This is a genomic window from Sphingomonas sp. SP2, from assembly GCF_058313385.1.
The window spans coordinates 305026-331453 of sequence record NZ_JBZFLD010000002.1 but is presented as its reverse complement, the minus strand read 5'-3'; the positions used below and the strand labels follow the sequence as shown (position 1 = coordinate 331453).

Sequence of the window (26428 nt, the reverse complement as noted above, 5' to 3'; positions counted from 1 at the left end):
GCACGATTTCCCCGTTATCCACAGCTTGGCCGCGTCGGGCAAAGGCGTAAAACGCGCCCCCATGGCCGAGATCTTGATGCACCCGGGCGCCGTCAGCGAACCCGCTCCCGCGCAAACCCTTCCGCAGAACATCGAAGCCGAAGCCGCGCTGCTCGGGGCGCTGCTGCTCGACAATCGCCTGATCGAGGACGTCCAGCTCAAGCTCCGCGCCGAGCATTTCTTCGAGCCGCTGCATGGCCGGATCTACGATGCGATTCTTCGTCTCGTCGATCGCAATATGGTCGCGAATCCGGTGACTCTGCGCCCGCTGTTCGAAGCCGACGAGGCGATGAAGGAGGTCGGCGGCCCGTCCTATCTCGCCCAGTTGAGCGGCTCGGGCGCGGCGCTGATCGCCGCCCGCGACTTCGCCGCCCAAATCTACGATCTCGCGCTGCTGCGCAGCCTCGTCACGGTCGGCCGCGAGCTGGTCAACGGCGCGCTCGACACCTCCGAGGACGTCCGCCCGCTCGACCAGATCGAGCGGGCCGAGACCGAGCTCTACAAGGTCGCCGAGCAGGGCGGGGGCGAGGGCAAGGTCAAGACCTTCGCCGACGCCGCCAAGGAAGCGCTCCAGATCGCCGAGGCCGCGCTCAACAGCGGTGGCAAGCTGTCGGGCATCACCACCGGTTTCACCGAGGTCAATGCGCGGATGGGCGGCATGCACCGCTCCGACCTCATCATCCTCGCCGGGCGTCCGGGCATGGGCAAGACCTCGCTCGCGACCAACATCGCCTTCAATGCCGCCCGCCGGCTGCTCCAGGATCTCGCCGACGGCATCCCGGCCGAACGGTCGGCGGGCGCAGCGACGGCCTTCTTCAGCCTCGAAATGTCGGCCGACCAGCTGGCGACGCGTATCCTGGCCGAGCAGAGCAACATCCCCGGCACGCAGATCCGTACCGGCAACATGAACATCAACGAATTCCGCGATTTCGCGCGCGTCGCGGGCGAGCTCAACAGCCTCCCGCTCTACATCGACGACACCCCCGGCCTGTCGATCGCCGCGCTCCGCACCCGCGCCCGCCGCCTCAAGCGGCAGAAGAATATCGGGCTGATCATCGTCGACTATCTCCAGCTCCTTTCGGGCACGAGCAAGGGCGGCGACGGCAATCGCGTGCAGGAAATCTCGGAGATCAGCCGCGGCCTCAAGCAGCTCGCCAAGGAACTTCACGTTCCCGTTGTCGCGCTGTCGCAGCTCAGCCGTGCGGTCGAGCAGCGCGAGGACAAGCGCCCGCAGCTGTCCGACCTTCGCGAGTCCGGCTCGATCGAGCAGGACGCCGACATGGTCTGGTTCATCTATCGCGGCGACTATTATCTCGCCGCCAAGCAGCCCGCCGACGACCATCCCGACTTTGCCGAATGGCAGGAAGAGATGAGCCGGATCTACGGCATCGCCGAACTGATCGTCGCCAAGCAGCGCCACGGCGCGACTGGCAAGGTCAAGCTCAAGTTCGACTCGCGGATCACCAAGTTCACCGATCTCGTGGAAGAAGGCTACGCGCCCGAATTCCATTAAAATGGTCGGTTGAGAGCCCGGGGAGGGGCGCGGGCCGGAGCGGCGACGCTTCGGCCCGCCTGCTTTTCAACGCCGGGCGATTGCCGCAAGGGGAGGGGCCATGGCCATGTCCGCCCCCTCGAGCGCCCTCGACGTCGCGATCATCATGTTCGACTTCGGACCGACCGGCGTGGTCCGCAACGCCCTGCGCATCGCGCGAGCGTGCAGCACCGCGGGGCTGCGGGTGGCTTTGTGGGTCGCGCAGGATGCGGGGAGCATGCGCAGCGACGTGCCGCCGGGGGTTGTGGTCGAAGCCTTCGGGACACCGCTCGGCGCCAATTATTCGCGTGGGCAGCGGCGGCGGCAGGGCAAGGCCGCGGTGCCGCGCCTTGCCGCGCTGGTCGGGCGTGAGCGCCCGCGCGTCATCCTCTCGGCAGGCAATCATTTCCATAGCGCCGCAGCGTCGGCGAAGGTCGCGGCCGACGTGCCCGGCAAGCTCCTGCTCCGGATCAGCACGGGTCTGCCGCGGCCAGAGGGTTACAACGGATACGAATGGCTCCGCTACTGGAACAAGCGCCGCAAGGCGATCCGGCGGCAAGCCAAGGCCGACCTCATGATCGCGGTCAGCCGTCAGGTCGCCGAGGAACTGCACGGCGACATGGGCGTCACGCCGGACAGGATCGTCACCATCCCCAACGGCATCGACCTTTCGGCCATCGCCGCGCGCGGGGCCGAGCCCTTCGCGCACCCCTGGTTCGAGCCCCGGCAGCCGCCGGTGATCCTCGGGGTTGGACGGATCGACCGCTACAAGAATTTCGAGCTTCTGATCGCCGCCTTCGCCAGGCTTCGCGCCGAGCGACCGCTCCGCCTGATGATCGTTGGCGAGGAGCGCAACGCCTGGCGCCACCGGCTCGAGGCGCTCGCCCGGAGGCTTGGGGTTGCCGGGGACGTCCGGTTCGAAGGATTTCAGCCCAATCCGCATGCCTATTTCCGCCGCGCCGCCGCCTATGTCTGCTGCTCGCGCTACGAAGGGATGAGCAACGCCATGCTCGAAGCCATGGCCAATGGCTGCCCGGTGGTGGCGACCCGCACGGTGACGGGAGCGGCCGAATTGCTCGACGACGGACGGCTCGGCCCGATCGCCGAGCCCGATGCGAATGCACTCGCGCGGGCGATCGCCGCCCGGATCGATGCGCCGCGCGATAGCCAGGCATTGCTCGACCAGGCCGGCCGCTATTCGCTCGACCGGACCCTCGCGACCTATGTCGACCTGTTGAAGCGGCTCGCGGCCTAGTCCTCGAGCAAGTTGGGGTCGCGCAGCCCCTCGTTGATCGCCGCGCGCGCGATCTCGGCTTCGCTGCTGGTCACCGGATAGGCGCAATAATCGGCCGCGTAGAAAGCGCTCGGGCGGTGGTTGCCGCTGAGGCCTACGCCGCCGAACGGCGCGTCCGAGGGCGCGCCATTGGTCGGCTTGTTCCAGTTGATGACGCCCGCCCGGACTTCGCCCCAGAAGTGGTCATATTGCTCGGGCGAGCCACCGACGAGGCTCGCCGCAAGACCGAAGCGCGTGTTGTTCGCCTCGGCGATCGCCGCGTCGAAATCGGGCACCCGGATGAGCTGGAGCACGGGGCCGAACAATTCCTCGTCGGGCCGGTCCTCGATGTCGGTGACGTCGATCAGCGCCGGCGTCAGATAGGGCCGCTCGGCATGCGGGCGATCGAGCCGGCGGATCACCCGCCCGCCCTTCATCATGAGGTCGAGGAACTGCGCCTGGAGATGATCGGCGGCATCATTGTCGATGACCGGACCGAGGAACGGCTGCGGGTCGGCGAGCGGCGCATCGACGATAAGACGGTCCATCAGCTTGACGATCTCGGCCACCAGTCTGTCGGTCGCACCCCCGTCGCGGACGATGAGGCGGCGCGCTGCCGTGCAGCGCTGACCGGCCGAAAGGAAGGCCGACTGGACCGCAATGGTCGCCGCCGCGGTCACGTCCTTGGCGTCCCAGATCACCAGCGGATTGTTGCCGCCGAGCTCGAGCGCGAGGATCTTGTGCGGCGTGTCGGCGAATTGACGATGGAGCGCCTGGCCGGCCCGCGCCGAGCCGGTGAAGAGCAGTCCGTCGATGCCTTCCTGCGCGGCAAGCGCCCGGCCTTCGTCGGGGCCGCCGATCAGCAGCCGGATGTTTCCCTCGGGCACCCCGGCCTCGCGATAGAGGTCGACCAGCATCGCGCCGGTCGCCGGAGTCTTTTCCGACGGCTTGAACACCACGCTGTTGCCGGCGAGCAGGGCGGGGACGATGTGCCCGTTCGGGAGGTGCGCCGGAAAGTTATAGGGGCCGAGCACCGCCAGCACGCCGTGCGGCTTGTGCCGGACCGCGACCTTTGACCCCAGCGCGCCCTCATGCTTCCGCTGCGGCGTGCGCTGCATGTAGGCATTAATCGAGATATCGACCTTGTTGACCACCGCGCCGACCTCGGTCCGCGCTTCCCACAAAGGTTTTCCCGTCTCCCGCGCGATCAGCTCGGCAAGCTCGTTCTCGCGCGAGCGGACGACATTGGCGAAGCGCCGCAGCGTCTCGGCCCGATAGGTCACGCTCTGCGCGGCCCAGGAGGGGAAGGCGGCCCGCGCCGCGGCGACCTCGGCTTCGGCATCGCCGGTAGTGCCCGACCAGAGCTCGGCCCCGGTCGCGGGTTCGATCGAAATCAGCTGCATGTTGCTCCCTTGGCCTCGCGATGGGCCCGACCCGTGCGCTCCGTCAAGCCTCGGCCATGGCCGCGCCCATCCGGCGGATTGCTGCCACCTTGCCCTCGAACGGACCCCAGTCGTCGCGCTCGGCGATGGCGGCCCAGATCGCCTCGACTTCCTCGATATGGAGCGAGCAGGGCTCGGCATCGCGCCAGTAGGCATGGTCGCGCCGTCCGCGCCGTCCGCCGATGGCCTGCTCGACCGCGTCGAACGCTTCGCCTTGGTAGGGATCGCCATCGGGACGCGCCCCGCCGCGCCAGTCGAAGAAGAAGCGGTCGATACCGACCTCCTGCGCGCCGAGCGCCGCGACGACCGCCCGGGCGAGCGTCCGGTCCTCGTCGGCTCCAGCCGCAGCCAGCCCCAGCCGCCGCGTCACCGCCGCCGCCAGCGCCGCGTGGAAGGCGGGCGCGAAGCCCTGCAGTCGCTCGCTCAGACCTGAATGATCGTCGGTCACGAGCGCAAGGCAGCCCGCGAGCTGTGCGAGGTTCCACTGGATCGCCTCGGGCTGGCGGCCGAAGGCATAAAGCCCCGAATGATCGAAATAGGCCGCGGTGAAGCCCGGATCCCAGGTTGGCGTGAAGCGCCACGGGCCGTAATCGAAGCTCTCGCCGGTAACGTTGATATTGTCGGTGTTGAGCACCCCATGGACGAAACCCGCCGCGAGATAGGCCGCCGCGAGCCGCGCGGTCCGTTCGGTCACCAGTTCCATGAAGCGATGCACCCCGGCCTCCGCCGGCTCGCCGAACAGATGCTCGAGGCAATAGGCCACCAGCCGCTCGATATTCCCGCCCTGTTCGAAGAAAGCGAGCCGCTGGAAGGTGCCGATCCGGACATGGCTATGATTGAGCCGGGTCAGCACCGCCGAGCGGGTGGGGGAGGGCTCGTCGTTGCGCTCGAGGCTCTCGCCCGTCTCGAACAAGGCAAAGCTCCGGCTGGTCGGAACGCCCAGCGCCTCGAGCATCTCGGTCGCAAGCACCTCGCGCACGCCGCCCTTCAGCGTCAGCCGACCATCGCCAAAGCGGCTGTAGGGCGTCTGGCCCGACCCCTTGGTGCCAAGGTCCATCAGCCGCCCCTGCACCTCACGAAGCTGCGCGAACAGGAAACCGCGCCCGTCGCCGAGATCGGGATTATAGGAGCGGAACTGGTGCCCATGATAGCGTAACGCGAGCGGCTGCGGCAGATTGCCAGGCAAAGGCTCGAAGCGGCAGAAATGCGCCACCCAGTCGGTCTCCTCGAGCCCGACCTCGACCGCTGCCCGATGGTTGAGGAAGCGCGGGGTGCAGGCCGGAAAGGCGGCCGGCGCGACCGGATCGTAGAAATCCTCCCCGAGCTCGAGGATCCGCGGATCGGGGCGATAGGGTTGCGAAAGCGTCATCTTGTCCAGATAGAGGGGCCCAACCAACAGGGGAGAGGCCGGTGGCGTCGTTCGAGGACCGTAGTTACAACAGCGCCGACGGCCTCCGGCTCCATTATCGCGATTATGCGGGCGGCGACCATGACCAGCCGCCGATCCTCTGTCTGCCGGGCCTGACCCGCAACGCCCGCGACTTCGAGCCTGTGGCCGACCGCTTCGCCGGGGAGTGGCGGGTGATCGCGGTCGATTTCCGTGGCCGCGGGCAGAGCGCGCCCGATCCCGATCCCTCGCGCTATATGCCCGCGACCTACGCCCGGGACGTGCTGAAACTGCTCGACCAGCTCGGCATCGCCGACGCGGTGTTCGTCGGGACGTCGCTCGGCGGGCTCGTCACCATGCTGATCGGCGCGATGGAGGAGGAGCGGATCGCGGGCGCGCTCCTCAACGACATCGGCCCCGAAGTGTCCCCGCTCGGCATCGAGCGGATCCGCACCTATGTCGGCAAGGCCGCTTACTGGCCCGATTTTGCCGCCGCGGGCGCCGCCTTCGCCGAGCGCGCCGGCGACGTCTATCCGCGCTGGAACGCCGCCGACTGGGAGCGCTTCGCCCGCCGCTGCTGCCGCGAGGAGAATGGGCAGGTCGGCCTCGACTATGACATGGCGATCGCCGAGCCCTTCGCCGCGGCCAACGAGGCGACCCAGCCCAACCTCTGGCCGTGGCTGGCGCACCTCAAGGGCAAGCCCGTCACCGTCCTGCGGGGCGAACTGAGCGATCTCTTCAGCGCCGAGGTAGCCGACCGGATGATCGCCGAGCTCGGCGACAATGCCGAGCTGGTGACCGTGCCCGAGGTCGGCCATGCGCCGAGCTTCGACGAACCCGAAAGCATCGCCGCGGTCGAGCGGCTGCTGGCCAAGGTCCGCGGCTAGGAAGCGATCCGCTTCAGTTTGTCGAGGGCGACGTCATTGCCCTCCTCGAGCGCGATGGTCGAGACGAACTTCCCGTCGCGACCGAACAGCAGCACTTGGCTCGAATGGTCCATGGTGTAGCCGTCGGGCGCGCCCTTGTCGGCGACCTTCTGCTGGTAGACCGCATGCTGCTTCGCCACCGCCGCGACCTGCTCGGGCGTGCCAGTCAGGCCGATGATCGGGGTGCCGAACAGCTGGACATAGTCCGCGATGACCTTGGGCGTGTCGCGCGCCGGATCGACCGAGACGAAGACGATCCGGAAGGCGTCGTCGCCCTTGCCGAGGTCCTTGCGCAGCTTGGCCAGCCGACCAAGCGTATTGGGGCAGACGTCGGGGCAATTGGTGAAGCCGAAGAAGAGCGCATAGGGCTTGCCCGCCAGCTGCGCCGCGCTGCTGAAGGGCTTGCCGTCGGTGCCGGTGAGGGTGAAGGGCCCGCCAAGCGTGAAGCTCGGGCTGCCCGGCTGCGTTCGGCTCCACTGCGGGGCCGGCCGCGCCAGCAGGAAAGCGAAGGCAATGAGCGCCGCCGCGACCAGCCCCCACAGCAGCCAGCGCAGCTTGGTGACCGTACTCTTGCGCGGCGCCTCAGTGTCCATGATGGCCCGCTCCCGAGGGATTGCCGCTGCCGGGCGGAGTGACGGGCAGGCTCACCGAGACCGCCCCGGCCTTCTCGAACCGAAGCGTCAGCGGGAGCCTGGTGCCGGGACGAAGCGGCGCCTTCAATCCCACCAGCATGATATGAATTCCACCCGGCGCCATCGTCAGCATCTTGCCCTCCGCAATGGCGAGCGGACCGGCAGAGCGCATCCGCGACACGCCGCCGACATTGCTGCTGGTGTGGATGGTGGTCGAGCGGGCGGCGCTGCTGCTTGCCCCGATCAGCCGATCCGCGCCGGGGCCGGCATTGTGAATGGAGACATAGGCCGCGCTGCTCGCGATTCCGGCGCTCACATAGCCCGAAACATGGTGCGTGGGCGCCTTGGCGGCGGCCGGGACCGCAAGGGCGCCGAGGGCGAGGATGACAGGCAGGAATTTCATGACCGGCCATCTAGTTAGCCGGAAGGAAGGGGTCCAGTCCCGCTCAGTCCTCGGGCGCGACGGTGACCTCGATCCCGTCGAGCGCGTCGCTCAGCCGGATCTGGCAGGAAAGGCGGCTATTCTCCTCGCGGGCGCCGCTGGTCGAGAGGAGATCGTCCTCGTCGTCACTCATCGGCGGGAGCGCCCCGGTCCATTCCTCACCCACGTAGACATGGCAGGTCGCGCAGGAGCAGCAGCCGCCGCACAGCGCGAGGATCTCCTCGATCCCTCCGGCGCGGAGGTTCTCCATCAGCGAGCGGCCGCTGGTGCCCTCGATCGCCTTGGAGCGTCCGTCGCGGGTCGTCACGTTGATGATCGGCATGTCACTCCACCAGGCTCTTGAGGGGGCGTTCAGGGTCGGTGAGCCAGTCGGTCGGTACGATCGTCCCGCGCTCGATCAGCAGCCGCCCCTGCACATAGTCGCGGACCATGTTGACGCAATCGAGCGCGATCACCTTGCCCTTCCGGCGGTAGAGGATGCTGAAGCGGCCGCTGGCGGGGTCGCCGCGGACCAGTTCCTCATCGTGGTCGTGGCTGAGGCCGACCGTCTGGAGCTTGAGGTCATACTGGTTCGACCAGAACCAGGGCATGGCCGCATAGGGAGCAGGGACGCCGGCGATGGCTTTCGCCACAGTGGCCGCCTGGTCATTGGCATGCTGGACCGACTCGATCCGGATCGGGCGGTCGGGTCCGAACCGGTTGCGGTGGAGCGCGACGTCGCCCGCCGCCCAGACGTGGGGCAGGCTGGTCCGGCCATATTCATCGACCATGACCCCGTCACCGCCCTCAGCCCCGGCGTCGAGGAGGGGACCTGCCTCGGGCTCGATCCCGATTCCTGCGATGCTGAGGTCGAACTCCTCCGCCGCTGGCGCAGACTGACCGAGTCGGATGTCGACGCCTTCGGCGCGGTGACGGGTGACGAGGAAGTCGGACAATGCGCCGCCCGAGCAACGCGCGAGCAGGCGAGGTTCGCGCTCGGCGAGGGTCACCTTCTTGCCCTGCCGGACCAGCACCGCTGCCGCTTCGAGCCCGATCCAGCCGCCACCGATGATCAGCACACGCCCGGCAGCGCCAAGCTCGGCCTTCAGCGCGTCGACGTCGGCCAGAGTCCTTACCGCATGGGCGCCGGGCAGGCGCCGTGCCCGCCCGCCCGCGGTCCAGACGAGTTCGCCATAGCCAAGTTCGAGGCCCGATCCGCAGGTCGCGCGACGACGTTCGGGATCGATGGCGACAACCCGCTCGCCCGGGATGAGCGTCACGTCCTTGTCCGCCCAGAAACCTGCCGGGCGGAAGCGGAAATCGTCGCGCGCCTTGGTCCCGGCGAGATAGTCTTTGCTGAGCGGCGGCCGCTCGTAGGGAAGCTCGCGCTCCTCGCCGAGAAGAGCGATACCGCCCGCAAAACCCGCCTGCCGCAGGTGCAGTGCGGCCGACACGCCGGCATGGCCGGTGCCGACGATCAGGACATCGTAGCTGGTCAGTTGAGCGCCTCGACGATGGTCACGTTGGCGATCCCGCCGCCCTCGCACATGGTCTGGAGGCCATAGCGGCTGCCATGCTTGCGGAGTGCGTGAATGAGGGTCGTCATGAGCTTGGTTCCGCTCGCGCCGAGCGGATGGCCGAGGCTGATCGCGCCGCCGTTCACGTTGAGCCGCGCCGGGTCGCCGCCGATCTCCCGGAGCCAGGCGAGCGGAACCGGTGCGAAGGCCTCGTTCACCTCATAGAGGTCGATGTCCTCGATTCTGCGCCCCGACCGCTCGAGCGCACGGCGGGTGGCGGGGATGGGCTCCATCAGCATGATGACCGGATCGCCCGCGGTGACCGTCAGATGGTCGATCCGCGCCAGTGGGGTCAGGCCATGGTCCTTGAGCGCTTGTTCGCTCACCACCATGACCCCGCTCGCTCCGTCGCAGATCTGGCTGGCGTTGCCGGCGGTGATGACCCCGTCGGGCTTCAGCGTCTTGAGGCTGCCGAGGCCTTCCATCGAGGCGTCGTAGCGAATGCCCTCGTCGCGGACATGGCTGTGCTCGTTGCCGTCGGCGTCGGTGATGGTCAGCGGGACGATCTCGTCCGCAAAGTCGCCCCGCTCGGTCGCGGCGGCGGCGCGGCGGTGGCTTTCGAGGGCGAAGGCGTCCAGCGCCTCGCGGCTCATCTGGTAATTTTGCGCGATCATCTCGGCGCCGGTGAACTGGCTGAACTCGGTGACCCCGTAGCGGTCCCTGATCGACTGCGGCCAGGGCCCGGTGCCGATCCCCGCCTGGAGCGGGAGCATCACCGCGAGGCCCATGGGTACCCGGGTCATGCTCTCGACGCCGGCGGCGATGACCACGTCCTGGGTGCCGCTCATCACCGCCTGGGCGGCGAAGTGGATCGACTGCTGCGACGAGCCGCACTGGCGGTCGATCGAGACGGCGGGGACGCTGTCGGGGAGCGAACTGGCCATCACCATGTTGCGGCCGATGTGGAAGCTCTGTTCGCCGACCTGGCCGACGCAGCCGGCGATCACGTCCTCGACCGCGGCGGGGTCGATCCCGGAGCGCGCGACGAGGCTGTCGAGGACCCTGGCGCCGAGGTCGGCCGGGTGCCAGTCCCTGAGGGCGCCGCCCTTCTTCCCTCCGGCGGTCCGGGCGGCGGCGACGATATAGGCGGCGGGCATGGGGCGTCTCTCCGATACTGGCTCGGCCCGCACCGTGCCAAGGAAAGCCGCCCCGCGAAAGCCTCTAGACGGCCTCGACCGTCTCGACCTCCGGGACATAATGGCGGATCAGATTCTCGACCCCGCGCTTCAGCGTCACCGCCGAGGAGGGGCAGCCGGCGCAGGCGCCCTGCATGGCGAGGAACAGCCGGCCTTCGCGATAGCCGCGATAGACGATGTCGCCGCCGTCCTGCGCGACCGCCGGGCGGACCCGCGTCTCGAGCAATTCCTTGATCTGGGCGACGATCTCGGCGTCGGCGGGATCCTCGTCGAAGCTCGCTTCCTCGTCGGCGGCGACATGGAAGCCCGCGGCCGAGCCCGGCGCGAACAAGGGCGCGCCCGAGACGAAATGGTCGAGCAGGATCTGGACCACGTCGATCTCGAGCCCGGCCCAGTCGACGTCGGGATTGGCGGTGACCGAGACGAAGTCGCGGCCGAAGAAGACGCCCTCGACCTCGCCGGTCGCGAACAGAGCGGCGGCGAGCGGGCTCGCCTCGGCGCTGGCGGCGTCGGGGAAGTCGCGGCTGCCCGCTTCCATCACCGTCTGGCCGGGGAGGAACTTGCGGGTCGAGGGATTGGGCGTGCGCTCGGTCTGGATCAGCATGGTGGGCTATGTGGTGGGAAGGCGAGCGGCGCGCAACCCGGCGGGAAAGCGCAACAGGGGGTTACTGGGCCCCGGCCTGCGCCGGGGAGCCGGGTGGGAGCGAGGGCGAAGTTGACGAAGTTGACACACTCCGCACCTCGGTCGGGGCTTCCTCGAGGCCGCGGCGGGTGAGCCAGCGGTCGAGCTCGTCGACCGGCGCGAAGTTCAGCGGATCGCGCACCCGCAGCAGATAGAGGCCGAGCATGTCGTGGTGGACGGTGCGGGTCGCGACCACCTCGCCCTGGTAGACGACGGGCACCTGGTGGCCGTGGACGGCGCGGTCGAACAGGGTGTCGGCAAGAATTGCGCAGCTGCTCTTCAGCGCCTCGGCGACCGCGGCGGCGAAGGCGGGGGCGCGGGGCATCAACTTGTAGACCGACTGGCGCGACACGCCCGCGGCGCGCGCGGCGGCCTGGATCGAGCCGCATTCGCCGAGCCGCTCGAGGAACAGCACCCGCCGCTCGGCGGTCCAGCCGTCGATCCGCTGGCCGGGCGGCGTCTCGGCGATCACCGCCGCATGTTCGCCCTCGTAGATGCTCGCGCCCATGTCCTCGGGATCGTGGCGGATGTCCTGCGCGGCGAGGAGGTCGCGGGCCTCGGCCTTGCGGCAGCGGCTCTGCGCGGCGGCGATGGCGCGGGCGCGGGCGGCGGCTTCCTCGGCCTCGATCCGGCTGCGCTTGGCGTTGGAGGCGGCAAGCTCGGCCGCGATCCGCTCGGGATCGTCGGGCGGGACATGGGGGAGGGGCGTTCGGTCGGGATGGCCGTCGCCATAGGGCCACCAGCGATCGTCATAGTCGAGCCGGTAGCGATGCCCGCCCGGCCCCACCGCGACATCGCCGACGTCGGCGTCGAGCGGAAAGCGGAAGGGGACAGGCGAAGCGGCCGGCGCGGCGGGTGTCTGTGGCATCGACCAGGGTAGGACATTTGAAATCCTACTAGTCAAGGAGGCGGAGCGCGGAGCGCAGCGGCGGGCTTGCGTCAGCAAGGCCGAGGCAGCGCGAGGAGCCGCGGAGCCGGCCGGCCGACAGGTGGGCGCCAGCCCAGCCTGATCGACGTCACGGATTTACTCCGTGACGGCCCGTTCGCTCTAAACCTTATCCCTGCGCTTCCCGCTGAAACACCGCATCCCCGCCGACGCGGGCGGCGAGATTGCTGAGCCAGACCAGCACCGCGACGGCGATGACGGTGGCGATGATCGCTTAAGTGTAGAGGCCGGCGAGGCTGTCGCCGAGGCTAAGGTAGGCGAGCGTCGCCCTGATCGCCTCATTCCACACCAGCGCCGCAACCAGCCCGAGCGAGGTGGAGGCAAGGGCGATCATAGTCTGAATGGCGGCGCGGGGGTTTACGCGAGTTTTTGTCAGATTGATGGAGTGCAATAGATACGCAGCAGACGAGTATCTGATTTGCTCTTGCACATTACCATACGATTTTGGGCGCCGATGTGCTACGTAAGGCCTCCAAGGCTGACTCTCCCCGCTGAAGAACTTTAGAAGTGCCTCTTCCACCCACCTGCTTGAGCAGAGTCAGTGTACCCATCACTCTCTGCTGCTCAGCCTGAAAATACTCAGGCATCTGTGCAATTGCATGAAACCAACCGCGGCATCCGTTCAAGTATTTGCGTGGAAGAGCAACCGACTCGTCCGCAAGTATTAGGCCCGTCACTTCCTTGATCTGATTTCGACCCATAAACTTTGTCTTATCATCATTTAGCTCAAGGCCGACGCTTGCAAGCTTCAAGCGAATATCATCTACTAGGTGTTCAGGTATGCGTTTATGCGATGAGAATGTAAGGTCATCTGCGTAGCGCGTGTATTTGCAGCCTAGTGATTCGGCGTGCTCACGCATTGCAATATCGAAATCGCGAAGAACCCAATTACTTATCTTAGGGCTTGTCGGTGCGCCCTGCGGCAAGCGACCATCAAGAGTGCAGACCTCGGCTAGGAAGTTCGCTACGGTGGTCTCGTAACCAAGCGACTGAAAAACTGATACCACGCGCAGTCTGTCTATCGATGGAAAAAACTCCCTCACATCAACGTTGAGCACGTGTACGCTGCCATGATGTTGGCGCGCATTCTCAATGAAGTTCTTTCCGCGAGCAAATCCGTAAACGAATTCGAGTTCGTCCTTACAGTTTAGAACTGTATCAAGTATCCACCACTGCGCAACCTTCATGAATGTCCTAGGCGCGTCAATAGTACGAATGCCACCCGACCTTTTCTTTACATCGAAAGAGCGGTAATGCTTTTCTTTACGAGCGACAAAACTTCTTACAAGCAGTGGGCTTACGCTAAGATAATCAGCGAGATCGTACGGTGACCTGATTCTTGGGCAATGAACGGGCACTTCGGCGGCGGGGACGATGTTTTGCGAAGTGGCAACGCGGTATGCGTTTTCAATATGCCTTATGAAAGCGGGATGTGTGATGAGTGGGTAGGTGCGGAGCAGCACTATTTACCAACTTTCCAGTTGCTTTGAGCGCGCATCTGGCTCGGCGACCATCTGGGGCTGCGTCCACAGATGGTCGCCGAGCCAGATGCGTGCCTGTTTACGCCAGACCATAGAGCCTACGATCACTGCGACAGTGACCTATCGCGTGTGCTGCTCCGCATCCGTAGATTGCTACGCCTTGTCTCTTTGAGCAAGTACATTCGGCGAGCCTCGATCAGATAAGCGATCCCTGATGTATTTGCTTGAGTCTCCCCAGCAGCGCTCAAGATGTAGCGTTGACCCTCGTAATCGTTAACAAGGCCAGCATCAAGTAGAGTCTGCAACTCGTTGCGAACGTCTTTCTTCAACTGATCGTAATTCGGATTTGTTGGAAGAATCCTACGGACACCCTCAACTACATCAGCAAGTTTACCGGGCTGTACCAGTTTAATAGCTAACACCACAATGGCGTGTCGGTTAAGGGGTGGAGCCACTCATCACCTTTTGAATGAAAGCCCGCTGCGTGTACGTCTCGATGAAGCTTACGAGGGCAGGCTTAGCTGTCTCAAAGTCATTGTAATCGACCCAACGGATAATGGCTCCGAACGTCGAAGCGAGCGCAAACACACTCGGGTTCACATAGCTTGTTTCATGCTCGTAAGCGTTGTGCCCAAGAATCAGCATCTTGGAGGCGACATCTTTATGATGGGCCCATGCACCCAGTTCACAAAACGATCCGGGACTATCGGGTATGATAACGATACAGTGACAACTGCGAGCAACTAGATAGGTTTCTGTCACGACAGCACTTGGCGTAAGTGGGATGGTCTTATCTGCCATCTCAATCACACCTCTGTGTTCACCAAGTACAACTGAGTGACCTTGACTCTCTATGTAGTCTTTAACGGATAATCGGAGCCTACTCGATGCTCGCTGCTTCGACCACTCTTCTTCAGTCCATGACTTGCTGATGAGCGGGCCGGCAACGAATACTCGAAGCCGTTGTGCTGTCTTCTCTGCAGCGAAAGCCCAATCAGCTTCAGCAATAGGTCGAGTATATGTTTGGGTCACAGCGCTGTGGCCGCGAGATAGGCCAATGAGCAGCCGCACCGGAAATCGTTAAAAGATGACACGCTTCGAACAAATCCGAAACTCTCTAACTGGTCAAGTGAAAGGCTCGCGAAAAGCCTGCCAGACCTGTCCTTGCTACTCCACCCCCTCCACCACTTTCTTCCGCCGCCCGCGCTTGGGGGGGTCGATCGCGGTGAGGGTCAGGGCGGGGCTCTCGGCACCGGCGTCCGTGCGGGGGCGGTCGAGGAGGGGCTTCAGATAGTGGCCGGTGAAGCTGCGGGGTTCCTGGACGACGGTCTCGGGGGTGCCGACGGCGACGATCTCGCCGCCCTTGACGCCGCCCTCGGGGCCGAGGTCGATCAGCCAGTCGGCGGTCTTGATGACGTCGAGATTGTGCTCGATCACGACCACGGTGTTGCCCTGCTCGACGAGGGCGTGGAGGACCTCGAGGAGCTTGCGGACGTCCTCGAAGTGGAGGCCCGTGGTGGGCTCGTCGAGGATGTAGAGGGTGTTGCCGGTGGCGCGGCGGCTGAGCTCCTTGGCGAGCTTCACGCGCTGGGCTTCGCCGCCTGACAGGGTCGTCGCCTGCTGGCCGACCTTGATGTAGCCGAGGCCGACCTCGGCCAGCATCGCCATCTTGTCGCGGATGCCGGGGACCGCCTTGAAGAATTCGACCGCGTCCTCGACCGTCATGTCGAGCACGTCGGCGATGCTCTTGCCCTTGAAGGTGACCTCGAGAGTCTCGCGATTGTAGCGCTTGCCGTGGCAGACGTCGCAGGTGACGTAGACGTCGGGGAGGAAGTGCATCTCGATCTTGAGGAGGCCGTCGCCGGTGCAGGCCTCGCAGCGGCCGCCCTTGACGTTGAAGGAGAAGCGGCCGGGCTTGTAGCCGCGGGCCTGGGCCTCGGGGAGGCCAGCGAACCAGTCGCGGATCTGGGTGAAGGCGCCGGTGTAGGTGGCGGGGTTGGAGCGCGGGGTGCGGCCGATCGGCGACTGGTCGATGTCGATGACCTTGTCGAGCTGCTCGAGCCCGGTGACCTTGTCGTGCTTGCCGGCGAGGATGCGGGCGCCGTTGAGGCTACGCGCGGCGGCGGCGTAGAGGGTGTCGATGGTGAAGCTCGACTTGCCCGAGCCCGAGACGCCGGTGATGCAGGTGAAGGTGCCGAGCGGGACCGAGGCGGTGACTCCGCGGAGGTTGTTCTCGCGGGCGTTCACCACGGTGAGCTTCTTGCCCGAGCCCTTGCGGCGCTTGGCCGGCAGGGGGATGGCGCGACGGCCCGAGAGATAGTCGGCGGTGAGGCTGTCCTCGCGCTCGAGCAGGCCGGCGAGGTCGCCCGAATAGAGGACTTCGCCGCCGTGGACGCCGGCGCCGGGGCCCATGTCGATGACATGGTCGGCGGTGCGGATCGCGTCCTCGTCATGCTCGACGACGAGGACGGTGTTGCCGAGCGACTTCAGCCGCTGGAGGGTCTCGAGGAGCCGGTCATTGTCCTTCTGGTGGAGGCCGATCGAGGGCTCGTCGAGGACGTAGAGGACGCCGGACAGGCCGCTGCCGATCTGCGAGGCGAGGCGGATGCGCTGGCTTTCGCCGCCCGAGAGCGTGCCGCTGGTGCGGTCGAGGTGGAGATAGTCGAGGCCGACATTGTGGAGGAAGCCGAGGCGCTCGTTGATCTCCTTGAGGATCGCGCGGGCGATCTCCTGGTGCTGGGGGGTGAGCTTGGGCTCCAAGGCGCCGAACCAGGCGTAGGCGTCGGCGACCGAGCGGCGGACGGCGATGGAGATGTCCTCACCGGCGATCTTGACCGCGAGGGCCTCGGGCTTGAGGCGCGCGCCGTGGCAGGTCTCGCAGGGATGCGCGGCCTGGTAGCGGGAGAGCTCCTCCTTCATCCACGCGCTCTCGGTCTGGGCGAGGCGGCGGTTCAAATTGCCGATGACGCCCTCGAATGCCTTCTTGACCTCATAGCTCTTGCGGCCGTCGACGAAGCGCAGGGTGATCGCCTTGCCGCCGGTGCCGTGGAGGATGGCATGCTGGTGGGCGGGATCGAGGTCCTTCCACGCGGTCTGCAGCTCGAAGCCATAATGGCGGGCGAGGCTGGAGAGGACCTGCATGTAGTAAGGCGAGGGGGGCTGCGACTTGGCCCAGGGCACGACCGCGCCCTTGGCGAGGCTGAGGTCATGGTTGGGAACGACGAGGTCCTCGTCGAACTCCATCCGCTCGCCGAGGCCGTCGCAGGCGGGGCAGGCGCCCTGCGGCGCGTTGAACGAGAAGAGCCGCGGCTCGATCTCGGCGATGGTGAAGCCCGAGACGGGGCAGGCGAACTTCTCGGAGAAGGTGATGCGGCCCGGGGGCGCGTTGGTCGCGAGGACCGCGCGGTCGGCGGCCTTGTGGAGGACCTCGGCGACGCCGGTGTTCTCGGCGCCCGGGGGGTCGGCGGGCGGATCGGCGGGGTCGAGATAGGCGAGGCCCTCGGCGAGCTTCAGCGCGGTCTCGAAGCTGTCGGCGAGGCGAGTCTGGAGGCCGTCGCGCACCACGATGCGGTCGACCACCACCTCGATGTCATGCTTGTACTTCTTGTCGAGGGCGGGGGCCTCGTCGATCTCGTAGAAGGTGCCGTCGATGCGGACGCGGGTGAAGCCCGCCTTCTGCCACTCGAGCATCTCCTTGCGGTATTCGCCCTTGCGGCCGCGGACGACGGGGGCGAGCAGATAGTGGCGGCTGCCCTCGGGGAGGGTCATGACGCGGTCGACCATCTGGCTGACCTGCTGCGCCTGGATGGGTTCGCCGGTGGCGGGCGAATAGGGAATGCCGACCCGCGCCCAGAGGAGGCGCATATAGTCGTAGATTTCGGTCACGGTGGCGACGGTCGAGCGCGGATTGCGGCTGGTCGTCTTCTGCTCGATCGAGATGGCGGGCGAGAGGCCGTCGATATGCTCGACATCGGGCTTCTGCATCATCTCGAGGAACTGGCGGGCATAGGCCGAGAGCGACTCCACGTAGCGGCGCTGGCCTTCCGCATAGATGGTGTCGAAGGCGAGGCTCGACTTGCCCGAGCCCGAGAGGCCGGTGATCACCGTCAGCTGGTCGCGGGGAATCGCGACGTCCACGCCCTTGAGGTTATGTTCGCGCGCGCCCTTGACGGTGATGTGAGTCAGCATGGAGGGAGTTTGTTCCGTTTTCGTTCTAGAGGCAATCCCTGTCCCGGCAAGGCGCGGGTCGAGCGGGACGGCGTGAAGGGGCGAGATGGGAACGAACGCGCGCGAAGGCAAGGCGGCTCCATGGTCGTGCCGGCCGTCGCAGCCTTGCGCTAAGCTACGGAGAGCGCGGGCTTTTCGCGGATGAGGTCGGCCGCCTTCTCGGCAATCATGATGGTCGGGGCATTGGTATTACCGCTGACCAGGCGGGGCATGATCGAGGCATCGACGACGCGCAGGGCCTCGAGACCCACGACCCGGAGTTGGGGATCGACCACGGCGCCCGCGCCGCGGCCCATCGCGCAGGTCCCGACCGGATGGTAGATGGTCGTCCCGCTGGCCCGGGCGAAGGCGAGGAGGTCGGCGTCGCTCCGGATGTCCGGACCGGGGCTCGTCTCATGGTCGATGTAGGCGGCGACGGGATCGGTGGCGGCGAGCCGGCGGCCGAACTTCAATCCGGCGACGATCACGTCGCGGTCGAGCGGATCGGCGAGATAATTGGGGCGGATCGCCGGATGCTCGGCCGGGTCGGCGGAGCGGAGGTGGACCGAGCCACGCGATTCCGGGCGCAGCTGGCAAGGCGCGATGGTGAGCCCCGGCTCCTTCTCGAGCTCCATCACCTGCTCGTTGGCGAGCTTGTCCGAATCCATCGTCGCCGGGAGGATGTGGAACTGGAGGTCGGGCCCGGCGAGGTCGGGGCGCGAGCGGGTGAAGATGCCGACATGCGCCGCCGACAGAGTGAGGAGGCCGCGGCGGTGGAGGAGGTAGCGGCCGACCTCGCGCAGCAGCCGGGGGCCGCGGGCGAGTTCATTGACTGACAGGGTGCCGCGTTTCAGCCGATAGGTCTCGCCGACGACAAAATGGTCCTGGAGGTTCTCGCCGACCCCGGCCAGCGGGTGGACGACGGGGATCCCGAGCTGCTGGAGGCGCTCGGGCTGGCCGATGCCCGACAGTTCGAGCAGCTGGGGCGAATTGATTGCGCCGCCGCAGACGATCACCTCGCGCCGGGCGCGGACGGTGCGGGGCGTGCCGCGATGGTCATATCCGACGCCGGTCGCGCGGCCGTCGGCGACCATGATCCGACGGGCGAGCGCATGGGTGACGACCGCGAGATTGGGGCGGCCCATGGCGGGGTGCAGGTAGGCGACCGCGGCCGAGCAGCGCTTGCCGTCGCGGATGTTAACCTGGAACCAGCTCACCCCTTCCTGCTCGGGCCCGTTGCAGTCGCGCCTGGGCAGGCCGAGCGCCTCGGCGGCGCGGATCACGGCTTCGCTGACGGGGTGGCTGTCGGCAGGGTCGGCGACGTGGAGCGGGCCGCCCGTGGCATGGTCGTCCGACGCGCCATTGGCCTGGTGCTGGGCGCGGCGGAAATAGGGGAGGACGTCGTCGAAACCCCAGCCCTCGCAGCCGAGCTGGCGCCAGCCGTCATAGTCGGCGCGCTGCCCGCGCACGTAGAGCATGGCGTTGATCGAGGAGGAGCCGCCGAGGACCTTGCCGCGCGGCCAGACATGCTGGCGGCCGTCGGTGCCGGGGTCGGGCTCGGTCTGGTAGAGCCAGTTGACCCTGGGGTCCTTCAGCGTCTGCGAATAGCCGATCGGGACATGGATCCAGAGGTTGGAGAGGAACTGCCCCTTCTCCTTGCCGGGGCGGTCGTCGCCGCCGGCTTCGAGGAGGACGACCCGGGTGGCGGGGGCCTCGCTGAGGCGGGCGGCAAGGACGCAGCCGGCCGAACCGCCGCCGACAATGACATAATCGGCCTCGAGCGGCGGGGTCACGCCGGGCGCGTCGCGTCGCGCACCCAGCAGGCGGTGTCGAGCGGCTGGGTGTAGGGGAGCATGTGGCCGCCTTCGACCATGGTCAGGCGGGCACCGGGGATCTGGCTGACGGTGAGCGCGCCATGGACCTCGGGATCGAGCAGGGCGTCGCCGCGCGGGCTGAGGATCCGGACCGGAAGGTCGAGCGAGGCGAAACGGGTGACCATCTCCTCGGCGTCGCGGCGGGCGAGCTGGAGGTCGGCGCAGGCCGCGGCGACATTGCCCGGGCGAAGCGCGAGCGCCCCGCCGCCGGCGGTGAGATAGTCGGCCGGGACCCGCTCGGGCGCGAACACCGCGGCGAGCACCTTGTCCTGTGTCGCCATGCCGAGCGGGACCGCGATGGTCCGCGCAACGAGGCCGGCGACGGGAAGCGGGACCATCAGCCCGCGGAACACGTCGGGCACGTCATGGACGGGCTGGGTCGCCGGGGCGATGAGGGCGAGGCCGGCGATCTTTTCGGGGTGGCGCTCGGCGATCTGGAGCGCCAGTGCCCCGCCGAGCGAATGGCCGACGATCCACGGCCGGTCGAGGCCGAGCGTGTCGATCAGCGCGGCCATGGCATCGGCCTGGTCGGCGAGATGCTGCGAGCCCGATGGCAAGGGCGGGGAATAGCCCGAGCCGGGGCGGTCGACCCGGACCACGCGATGGTCGCGGGCGAGATCGTCGACCATCGACTGGGCGAAGCTGCGGAGCTGGGCACTGAGGCCATGGATGAGGAGGAGGGACGGGCCCGAGCCCTGCTCGGTGACATGGAGCAAGGTGCCGCCGGCCTCGACCAGCCGGCCGTCCATCGGCACCATCTCCTCGGCCCGGCGGGCGGCGCGCTGGCTGTACCAGCCGGCCCCGAGGAGCCCTGCAGCGAGGGATGCGCCGGCGATCGCCCAATGTCTCATGCCATGCTCCGCTTGAGGATGTTCCAGTAACCGACCGGGCTCAGCCGCTCGATGAGGGCGCCGATCTTCGCGTCGCTGCCGACGAGGATCCGCGGCCGCTCGCGGGCGATGCCCTCGACGATGATCTCGCCGGCCTTGATCGGGGACATGCGGAGGAACTTCTGGAAGCGCTCCTTCTCGCTCGCGATCAGCGCGGCCTCGGCATTGGTGACGTGGCGCGGGGGGCGGGCGTTGCGGGCGATGTCGGTGGCGATCCCGCCGGGGTGGACGAGGCTGACCCCGACGGTCGAGCCGGCCTCCTCGAGCTCGCGGCGGAGCGATTCCGAAAAGCCGCGGACGGCGAACTTGGCGGCGGAATAAGCGGTCTGGCCGGGCGGAGCGATCAGTCCGAACAGGCTCGAGACGTTGACGATCCGCGCTTCGTCGCTGGCCTTGAGGTGGGGGAGGAAGAGGCGGGTCAGGTGGACGACGGCGTGGAAGTTGACCTCCATCAGCCAGTCGAAGTCGGCCTCGTCGACCTGCTCGAACGTGCCGCCGATCGCGACCCCGGCATTGTTGACGAGGAGGTCGATGCGGCCGTGGCGGTCGAGGATCTCGCCCGGAAGCGCGGCGCAGGCGGCGCGGTCGGTGACGTCGAGCTGGTGGGTCGAGACGCTGACCCCGCGGATCATCGCGGCGGTGTCGGCGAGGCCGGCGGCATTGCGGTCGGCGAGCGCGAGTTGGCAGCCGCGGCGCGACAGGGCAAGCGCGATCCCGCGGCCGATCCCGCCGCCGGCGCCGGTGACGAGGGCGAGGCGGCCGTCGAGCCTCATGCCTTGGCCTCGGCAAAGGTGCGGGCGGGGGGCTGGCGCACCGGGCGGCCGGAGAAATGCATCACCCCGTCCTCGAGCTTGCCATATTTGAGCGCGGCGAGGTCGCGGACGTAATTCTGGTGGAGCTTCCACGGCGCGCGGTCCCCCTGCACCGGCAGGATGTCGGCGGCGCGCTGGACATAGCCCGAGCTGAAATCGAGGAAGGCGACGGGCTTCACGTCGGGCTGGACCTCGGGGACGGCGGTGGTCCGGCCGGTCGCGGCGAGGTGATTGAGCAGGCGGCAGAGGTAGAGCGAGGTGAGGTCGGCCTTCAGCGTCCAGGAGGCGTTGGTGTAGCCGAAGCTGTAGCTGAGGTTGGGGACCCCGCCGAACATCATCCCCTTGTAGGTCATCGCCCCGCTGAGGCGCCGGGGGGCGCCGCCGACCGAGAAGGCGACGTCGCTCAGCAGCTGGAGCTTGAGCCCGGTCGCGGCGACGATGATGTCGGCGTCGAGCGTGGCGCCGCTTTCGAGGAGGATGCCGTGGGGGAGGATCCGGGCGATGCGGTCGGTGACGATCGAGATACGCTCGTCGCGGATGCCGGCGAAGAGATCGGCGTCGGGGACGAGGCAGAGGCGCTGGTCCCAGGGATTGTAGCTGGGGGTGAAGTGGGTCTCGACCGGATAGCCCTGCGGCAATTCCTTGAGCAGGCCCTTGCGCAGCATCTTCTTCATGAAGCCGGGGCGCCGCCGGGCGAGCTGGAAGAAGGCCTGCTGCATCAGGACGTTGCGCCAGCGGACCACGCCGTAGCTGGCGCGCGGGCCGAGCAGGCGGCGAAGGCGGTTGGCGGCTTTGTCGACCGCCGGGCGGCTGACCATGTAGGTCGGCGAGCGCTGGAGCATGGTCACATGGGCAGCGCCGGCCTTGGCCATTTCGGGAACGATGGTGACCGCGGTCGCGCCGCTGCCGATCACCACCACGCGCTTGCCGGCATAACCGAGCCCCTCGGGCCAGAATTGCGCGTGGAACAGCGGGCCGGCGAACTCCTCGCGGCCGGGAAAGTCGGGGAGGTGGGCCTCGCCGTAATTGTAGTAGCCGGTGCCCATGTGGAGCCAGCGGCAGGTGAGCGTTCGGATCGTGCCTCCATGCTCGACCGTCACGGTCCAGCGCGCCTTGTCCCGGTCGAAGTCGGCGGCGACCAGCCGGTGGCCGAACCGGATGTGGGGGCGGATGCCATATTTGTCGGCGACGCGATTGACGTAGGCGAGGATCGAGGGGCCGTCGGCGATCGCCTTGCAGTCGGTCCACGGCTCGAAGCTGTAGCCGAGCGTATACATGTCGCTGTCGGAGCGGATCCCGGGATAGCGGAACAGGTCCCAGGTCCCGCCGATCGCGTCGCGCGCCTCGAGGATCGCGTAGCTGTGATCGGGGCAATGATGCTGGAGATGCCAGGCGGTGCCGATGCCCGACAGGCCGGCGCCGATCACCAGCACGTCGACGTCGACGGGGGTGGCGGAAGCGGCGGGAGCGGCGTGATCCATCGCCCGCCATGCTGCCCTTGACAGTCGCTCGCCTGCAAGCGGAAACTCACCCCCGCTGAAGTGCCGTCCCGCCTTGTTCCGGCGGGTGCGCGCGACGGGGGAGACACTGATGAAATCCATGAGCCTGCTGCTGGCCGGAGCGTCGCTCTCGGCCGTGATCCTTGCTGCGCCCGCTTCCGGCCAGACCGTGCCCGACCCGGTCCCGGGCGACGGCAAGATCCAGACCGGTGCCGGCGCGGAAAACGGAGGGGATGCCGAGAGCGGCACGAGCCAGGCCGGAAGCAGCGCCGATGGCGACATCGTCATCACCGCGCAGCGCCGTGCCGAGGCGCTTCAGTCGGTTCCCATCTCGGTCTCGGCCTTCACCGCCGAGACCTTGCAGCGGCAGCAGATCAGCAATGCGACCGACCTCCAGCTGAGCCTGCCCAACGTCACCTTCACCAAGACCAATTTCACCTCGTCGAGCTTCACCATCCGCGGCATCGGCGACCTTTGCGTCGGGTTCAGCTGCGACCGCGCCACCGGCATCCATTTCAACGACATGCCGCTGGTCGAGAACCGCCTGTTCGAGACCGAATATTTCGACCTTGAGCGGCTCGAGGTGCTGCGCGGCCCGCAAGGCACCCTCTACGGGCGCAACGCGACCTCGGGCGTGGTCAACTTCATCACCGCCCGGCCCAAGCTCGGCGAGTTCAGCGGCAATGCCACAGTCGAGTTCGGCAATTACGACAGCAACCGCCTGACCGGCGCGATCAACGTGCCGCTGACCGACGTCGCGGCGCTGCGGCTCGCCGGCTATTCTTTGGTCCGCGGCGGCTTCACCAAGAATCTGTTCGACGGGAGCCGGATCGACGGTCGCGACGTCTGGGCGGTGCGCGGCTCGCTCCGGATCCGGCCGAGCAGCAGCACGACCCTGGACCTCGTCGGCTATCGCTTTGTCGAGGACGACGACCGAAGCCGCGTGCAGAAGCAATTGTGTTCGCGCGATCCGACCGGGATCCTCGGCTGCCGACCCGACCAGCTCGGCTACGACACGCTGAACGGCAATGCGACGCTCGCCGGGATCCTCTCGTCGCGGCAGTTCTTCGCGCTCAACGATCCCTCGCTCGCACCGCTCGGGCTGACCAACCTCTACGGCGCCGATCCCTTCTTCGGCGGCGTGGTCAATCCGGCGGACCTCCGGACCGTCAACACCGACTACAACCCGACCTACAAGGCGAGCGAGACGATCCTCCAGGCGCGGCTCGAGCAGGACCTTGGGGAGAAGTTTAGCCTGACGGTGATCGGCGGCTATTCGAAGTCCAAGGTCGACAGCCGCACCGACTATACGCTGGCGGCGGAAAATTCCGCGGCGGGCAATCCGGGCCTCCTCGCGCTCGCCTTCCAGGCCAGCGTTCCCGGCGCCTTCTTCCCGGGCGGAAGCAATCCCTTCACCGCGATCGCGCAGCGGCTGATTCCCAACGGTCCGTTCGGGCCGGTCTGCACGTCGGAGACCAACCTCAATTACAGCGGCATCTATGGCGGCTTCACCAACCGCTGCACCGCCGGCGGGACCGAATATGATCGCTCGCAGTCGGTCTATCGGCAGAAGTCGATCGAGGCCCATTTCGACAGCAATTTCGACGGGCCGTTCAACTTCATCGTAGGCGGTATCTACACCGATGGCCGCTTCACCAATTCCAACTATTATGTCGCGTCCTTCGGCCTCGACTATGCGGCCGGCGTGCTGGGCGCGGCGAGCACGCTCGGGCAACGCGCGACCAACCCGCTCTTCCCGCAAGTCTATCTCGCGCCGCCCTTCTTCAACTCGGAGGTGAAGGACTTCCGGCTGAAGAGCAGCGGCCTGTTCGGCGACGCGACCTACGAGCTCAACGACCGGCTGAAGTTCACCGCGGGGCTGCGCTGGAGCCGCGACGAGAAAAGGCAGGTGGCGCGGGCGCCGATCCTGTCCTTCCCCGCAATCCTCGGCGTCGCTGATGCCAACAGCTCGCCCTTCCTCCTCACCTACGACGCCGACCCGACCACCGCAGGCAACCAGGATTATGACATCGGCAAGGTCAGCTTCTCGCGCCTGACCGGGCGGGCGGTGGTCGACTATCAGCTGGGCCGCAACAGCCTCGTCTACGCGAGCTATTCGCGCGGCTACAAGGCGGGCGGCCTCAACCCGCCGGTCGACCCCAGCTTCAACATCTCGCCGACCTTCGCGCCCGAGGCGATCAACGCCTACGAGATCGGGACCAAGAACACCTTCCTCGACGGAATGCTCAGGCTCAATGCCTCGGCCTTCTTCTACGACTACAAGGGGCTGCAGCTCAGCCGGATCGTCGGGCGGACCTCGGTCAACGACAATACGGACGCGCAGATTTGGGGCGTCGAGGTCGAGGGCGTGATCCGGCCGACCCGGGACTTCGCGCTCAATTTCTCGGGCTCCTACCTCAAGAGCAAGATCAAGGGGCTGAGCCTGGTCGACCCGCGCGATCCGTCGGGCGGGCGGGCCGATGCGGTGATCATCAAGGACCTCACCAACGCGTCCAACTGCGCAGTCGTGCCGACCACCACGCTGCCGCCGGGCACGGCCGCCGCTTATGTGGGCGCGGTCAACGGGAGCATCGGACTGCAGGCGCCGGTGCCCGTGCCGGGGACCAATGCGACCGGCGCCTACGGCGTCTGCGCGGCGCTTGCGGCGACCGCCGCCAACCCGCCTTCGACGCTGCGCGCGGCCTTCGGGGTGCCGACCGGGCCGCTGCCGTTCGCGGTGACCACTGGGGCCGAGCGCGATCTTACCGGCAACGAGCTGCCGCAATCGCCCAACTGGAAGTTCGCGGCGGGCGCGCAATATACCTTCCACCTCGGACGCTGGACGCTCGTTCCGCGCGCCGACGTCGCCTACACCGGCAGCTTCTATGCGCGCAGCTTCAACACGCCGATCGACAAGATCGACGGCTTCACGGTGGTGAACGCGCAGGTCCAGCTCAATTCGCCGGGCGACCGGTGGAACGTGCGGGCGTTCGTGCAGAACCTCACCAACAGCGACGCGATCACCGGCCTCTACGTCGGGGACCAGTCGTCGGGGCTCTACACCAACGCCTTCACGCTCGAGCCGCGCCGCTACGGCGTGTCGGTGGGGTTCAGCTTCTAGGCTTGAGGTCGAGGCCCGCGGTGTCGACGAAGTCGACGCCGTGGGCATGCGGCTTGGCGTGCCCGTCCTTGCGCAGATAATGGCGGTCGAGCGCGGCGAGGAGACCCTGCGCCTTCTCCCCGCCGACGGCGCGGCGCCGCCGGGGTTTCCCGGGCTCAGCGCTGGAAGAGGATATCGACCCGGCGGTTCTGGATCTCGCGCACGCCGTCGGCGGTGGGGACGAGCGGGTCCTCCTCTCCGGTGCTGCGCAAAGTGATCGCGGTGCGGGCGATGCCGCGGGCGGCAAGCGCGGCGGCGACGGCTTCGGCGCGCTTGAGGCCCATCATTCGGTTGACCGCGGGGCTTCCGGGCCGGTCGCTATGGCCGACGAGTTCGATGCGGATGCCGCCAGCGGCGGACTTGGCGGCATCGTCGAGCACCGGCTCCCAGTCGCGCCTGATCTCGGTCCCGCCGCTGTCGAAGAAGACCATCAGCGGGGGCGGGGCGGCGAGCGCCTGGGCGGCAGCCAGGATCAGGATCATCGCGTCGTCTTAGTCCTTCGGCGGGGAAAGGA

Annotated in this window: 21 protein-coding genes and 1 pseudogene; 4 read left to right on the top strand and 18 right to left on the bottom strand. The window is 67.3% G+C overall.

Annotation, left to right across the window (positions count from 1 at the left end; all coding sequences use genetic code 11):
- Nucleotides 1-61 precede the first annotated feature (61 nt).
- Both AC4GYU_RS12255 and AC4GYU_RS12250 read left to right on the top strand, forming a co-directional pair.
- Nucleotides 62-1552, top strand: a complete 1491-nt coding sequence (locus tag AC4GYU_RS12255; protein ID WP_491087233.1) for a replicative DNA helicase — start codon at nt 62-64, stop codon at nt 1550-1552.
- Nucleotides 1553-1652: 100 nt separating this feature from the next.
- The gene (locus tag AC4GYU_RS12250) at nt 1653-2825 is read left to right on the top strand and encodes a glycosyltransferase (protein WP_491087232.1); all 1173 of its coding nucleotides are present in this window, start codon (nt 1653-1655) and stop codon (nt 2823-2825) included.
- Here the strand turns inward: AC4GYU_RS12250 and astD are convergent.
- Together astD and AC4GYU_RS12240 are read right to left on the bottom strand one after the other, a co-directional pair.
- A pseudogene (gene astD, locus AC4GYU_RS12245) lies at nt 2822-4294 on the bottom strand (succinylglutamate-semialdehyde dehydrogenase); the annotation flags it as partial. The gene AC4GYU_RS12250 and the pseudogene astD overlap by 4 nt on opposite strands.
- Nucleotides 4290-5654, bottom strand: a complete 1365-nt coding sequence (locus tag AC4GYU_RS12240; RefSeq protein WP_491087231.1) for a protein adenylyltransferase SelO family protein — start codon at nt 5652-5654, stop codon at nt 4290-4292. The gene AC4GYU_RS12240 and the pseudogene astD, both read right to left, overlap by 5 nt.
- A 41-nt stretch (nt 5655-5695) precedes the next feature.
- Between AC4GYU_RS12240 and AC4GYU_RS12235 the strand changes: the two genes are divergently transcribed.
- Complete coding sequence (locus AC4GYU_RS12235) at nt 5696-6559, top strand: alpha/beta fold hydrolase (protein ID WP_491087230.1); 864 nt, start codon at nt 5696-5698, stop codon at nt 6557-6559.
- Here the strand turns inward: AC4GYU_RS12235 and AC4GYU_RS12230 are convergent.
- The 15 genes from AC4GYU_RS12230 to AC4GYU_RS12160 all read right to left on the bottom strand — a co-directional run bounded on the left by AC4GYU_RS12230 (nt 6556) and on the right by AC4GYU_RS12160 (nt 22736).
- Complete coding sequence (locus tag AC4GYU_RS12230) at nt 6556-7191, bottom strand: SCO family protein (RefSeq protein ID WP_491087229.1); 636 nt, start codon at nt 7189-7191, stop codon at nt 6556-6558. The two genes, AC4GYU_RS12235 and AC4GYU_RS12230, sit on opposite strands and share 4 nt — an antisense overlap.
- Nucleotides 7181-7633 carry a copper chaperone PCu(A)C gene (locus AC4GYU_RS12225; RefSeq protein ID WP_491087228.1) on the bottom strand — a complete coding sequence of 151 codons (453 nt, stop codon included), beginning with the start codon at nt 7631-7633 and terminating at the stop codon, nt 7181-7183. Before AC4GYU_RS12225 ends, AC4GYU_RS12230 begins: the two co-directional genes overlap by 11 nt.
- 43 nt (nt 7634-7676) lie before the next feature.
- Complete coding sequence (locus AC4GYU_RS12220) at nt 7677-7994, bottom strand: 2Fe-2S iron-sulfur cluster-binding protein (RefSeq protein ID WP_491087227.1); 318 nt, start codon at nt 7992-7994, stop codon at nt 7677-7679.
- A 1-nt stretch (nt 7995) separates the two neighbouring features.
- The gene (locus AC4GYU_RS12215) at nt 7996-9198 is read right to left on the bottom strand and encodes an NAD(P)/FAD-dependent oxidoreductase (protein WP_491087226.1); all 1203 of its coding nucleotides are present in this window, start codon (nt 9196-9198) and stop codon (nt 7996-7998) included.
- Entirely contained in the window at nt 9147-10325 is a 1179-nt protein-coding gene (locus tag AC4GYU_RS12210) for an acetyl-CoA C-acetyltransferase (protein ID WP_491087225.1), read from the bottom strand. Before AC4GYU_RS12210 ends, AC4GYU_RS12215 begins: the two co-directional genes overlap by 52 nt.
- 64 nt (nt 10326-10389) lie before the next feature.
- Complete coding sequence (locus AC4GYU_RS12205; RefSeq protein WP_491087224.1) at nt 10390-10968, bottom strand: NifU family protein; 579 nt, start codon at nt 10966-10968, stop codon at nt 10390-10392.
- A 61-nt stretch (nt 10969-11029) separates the two neighbouring features.
- Nucleotides 11030-11914, bottom strand: a complete 885-nt coding sequence (locus AC4GYU_RS12200) for a hypothetical protein (RefSeq protein ID WP_491087223.1) — start codon at nt 11912-11914, stop codon at nt 11030-11032.
- Nucleotides 11915-12206: 292 nt separating this feature from the next.
- Nucleotides 12207-12422, bottom strand: coding sequence for a DUF5654 family protein (locus AC4GYU_RS12195; protein ID WP_491087222.1), 216 nt, complete (start codon nt 12420-12422; stop codon nt 12207-12209).
- Between the two features lies 1 nt (nt 12423).
- Complete coding sequence (locus AC4GYU_RS12190) at nt 12424-13350, bottom strand: reverse transcriptase domain-containing protein (RefSeq protein WP_491087361.1); 927 nt, start codon at nt 13348-13350, stop codon at nt 12424-12426.
- A 561-nt stretch (nt 13351-13911) separates the two neighbouring features.
- The gene (locus AC4GYU_RS12185; protein ID WP_491087221.1) at nt 13912-14274 is read right to left on the bottom strand and encodes a hypothetical protein; all 363 of its coding nucleotides are present in this window, start codon (nt 14272-14274) and stop codon (nt 13912-13914) included.
- A gap of 366 nt (nt 14275-14640) precedes the next feature.
- Nucleotides 14641-17661: an excinuclease ABC subunit UvrA gene (gene uvrA / locus AC4GYU_RS12180; protein WP_491087220.1), complete on the bottom strand. Its 3021-nt coding sequence runs from the start codon at nt 17659-17661 to the stop codon at nt 14641-14643.
- A gap of 149 nt (nt 17662-17810) precedes the next feature.
- Nucleotides 17811-19472 carry a GMC family oxidoreductase gene (locus AC4GYU_RS12175; RefSeq protein ID WP_491087219.1) on the bottom strand — a complete coding sequence of 554 codons (1662 nt, stop codon included), beginning with the start codon at nt 19470-19472 and terminating at the stop codon, nt 17811-17813.
- Entirely contained in the window at nt 19469-20404 is a 936-nt protein-coding gene (locus tag AC4GYU_RS12170; RefSeq protein WP_491087218.1) for an alpha/beta fold hydrolase, read from the bottom strand. The genes AC4GYU_RS12175 and AC4GYU_RS12170 overlap by 4 nt, the downstream gene beginning before the upstream one ends.
- Nucleotides 20401-21216 (bottom strand): SDR family NAD(P)-dependent oxidoreductase, encoded by an 816-nt coding sequence (locus AC4GYU_RS12165; RefSeq protein WP_491087217.1) that lies wholly within the window; start codon nt 21214-21216, stop codon nt 20401-20403. The genes AC4GYU_RS12170 and AC4GYU_RS12165 overlap by 4 nt, the downstream gene beginning before the upstream one ends.
- Nucleotides 21213-22736: a flavin-containing monooxygenase gene (locus tag AC4GYU_RS12160; RefSeq protein ID WP_491087216.1), complete on the bottom strand. Its 1524-nt coding sequence runs from the start codon at nt 22734-22736 to the stop codon at nt 21213-21215. Before AC4GYU_RS12160 ends, AC4GYU_RS12165 begins: the two co-directional genes overlap by 4 nt.
- Nucleotides 22737-22845: 109 nt before the next feature.
- Here AC4GYU_RS12160 and AC4GYU_RS12155 point away from each other — a divergent pair, with 109 nt between their 5' ends.
- Nucleotides 22846-25875, top strand: a complete 3030-nt coding sequence (locus tag AC4GYU_RS12155; RefSeq protein WP_491087215.1) for a TonB-dependent receptor — start codon at nt 22846-22848, stop codon at nt 25873-25875.
- Nucleotides 25876-26030: 155 nt separating this feature from the next.
- Here the strand turns inward: AC4GYU_RS12155 and AC4GYU_RS12150 are convergent, their stop codons facing one another.
- Nucleotides 26031-26396, bottom strand: a complete 366-nt coding sequence (locus tag AC4GYU_RS12150; RefSeq protein ID WP_491087214.1) for an OmpA family protein — start codon at nt 26394-26396, stop codon at nt 26031-26033.
- Between the last annotated feature and the right edge of the window lie 32 nt (nt 26397-26428).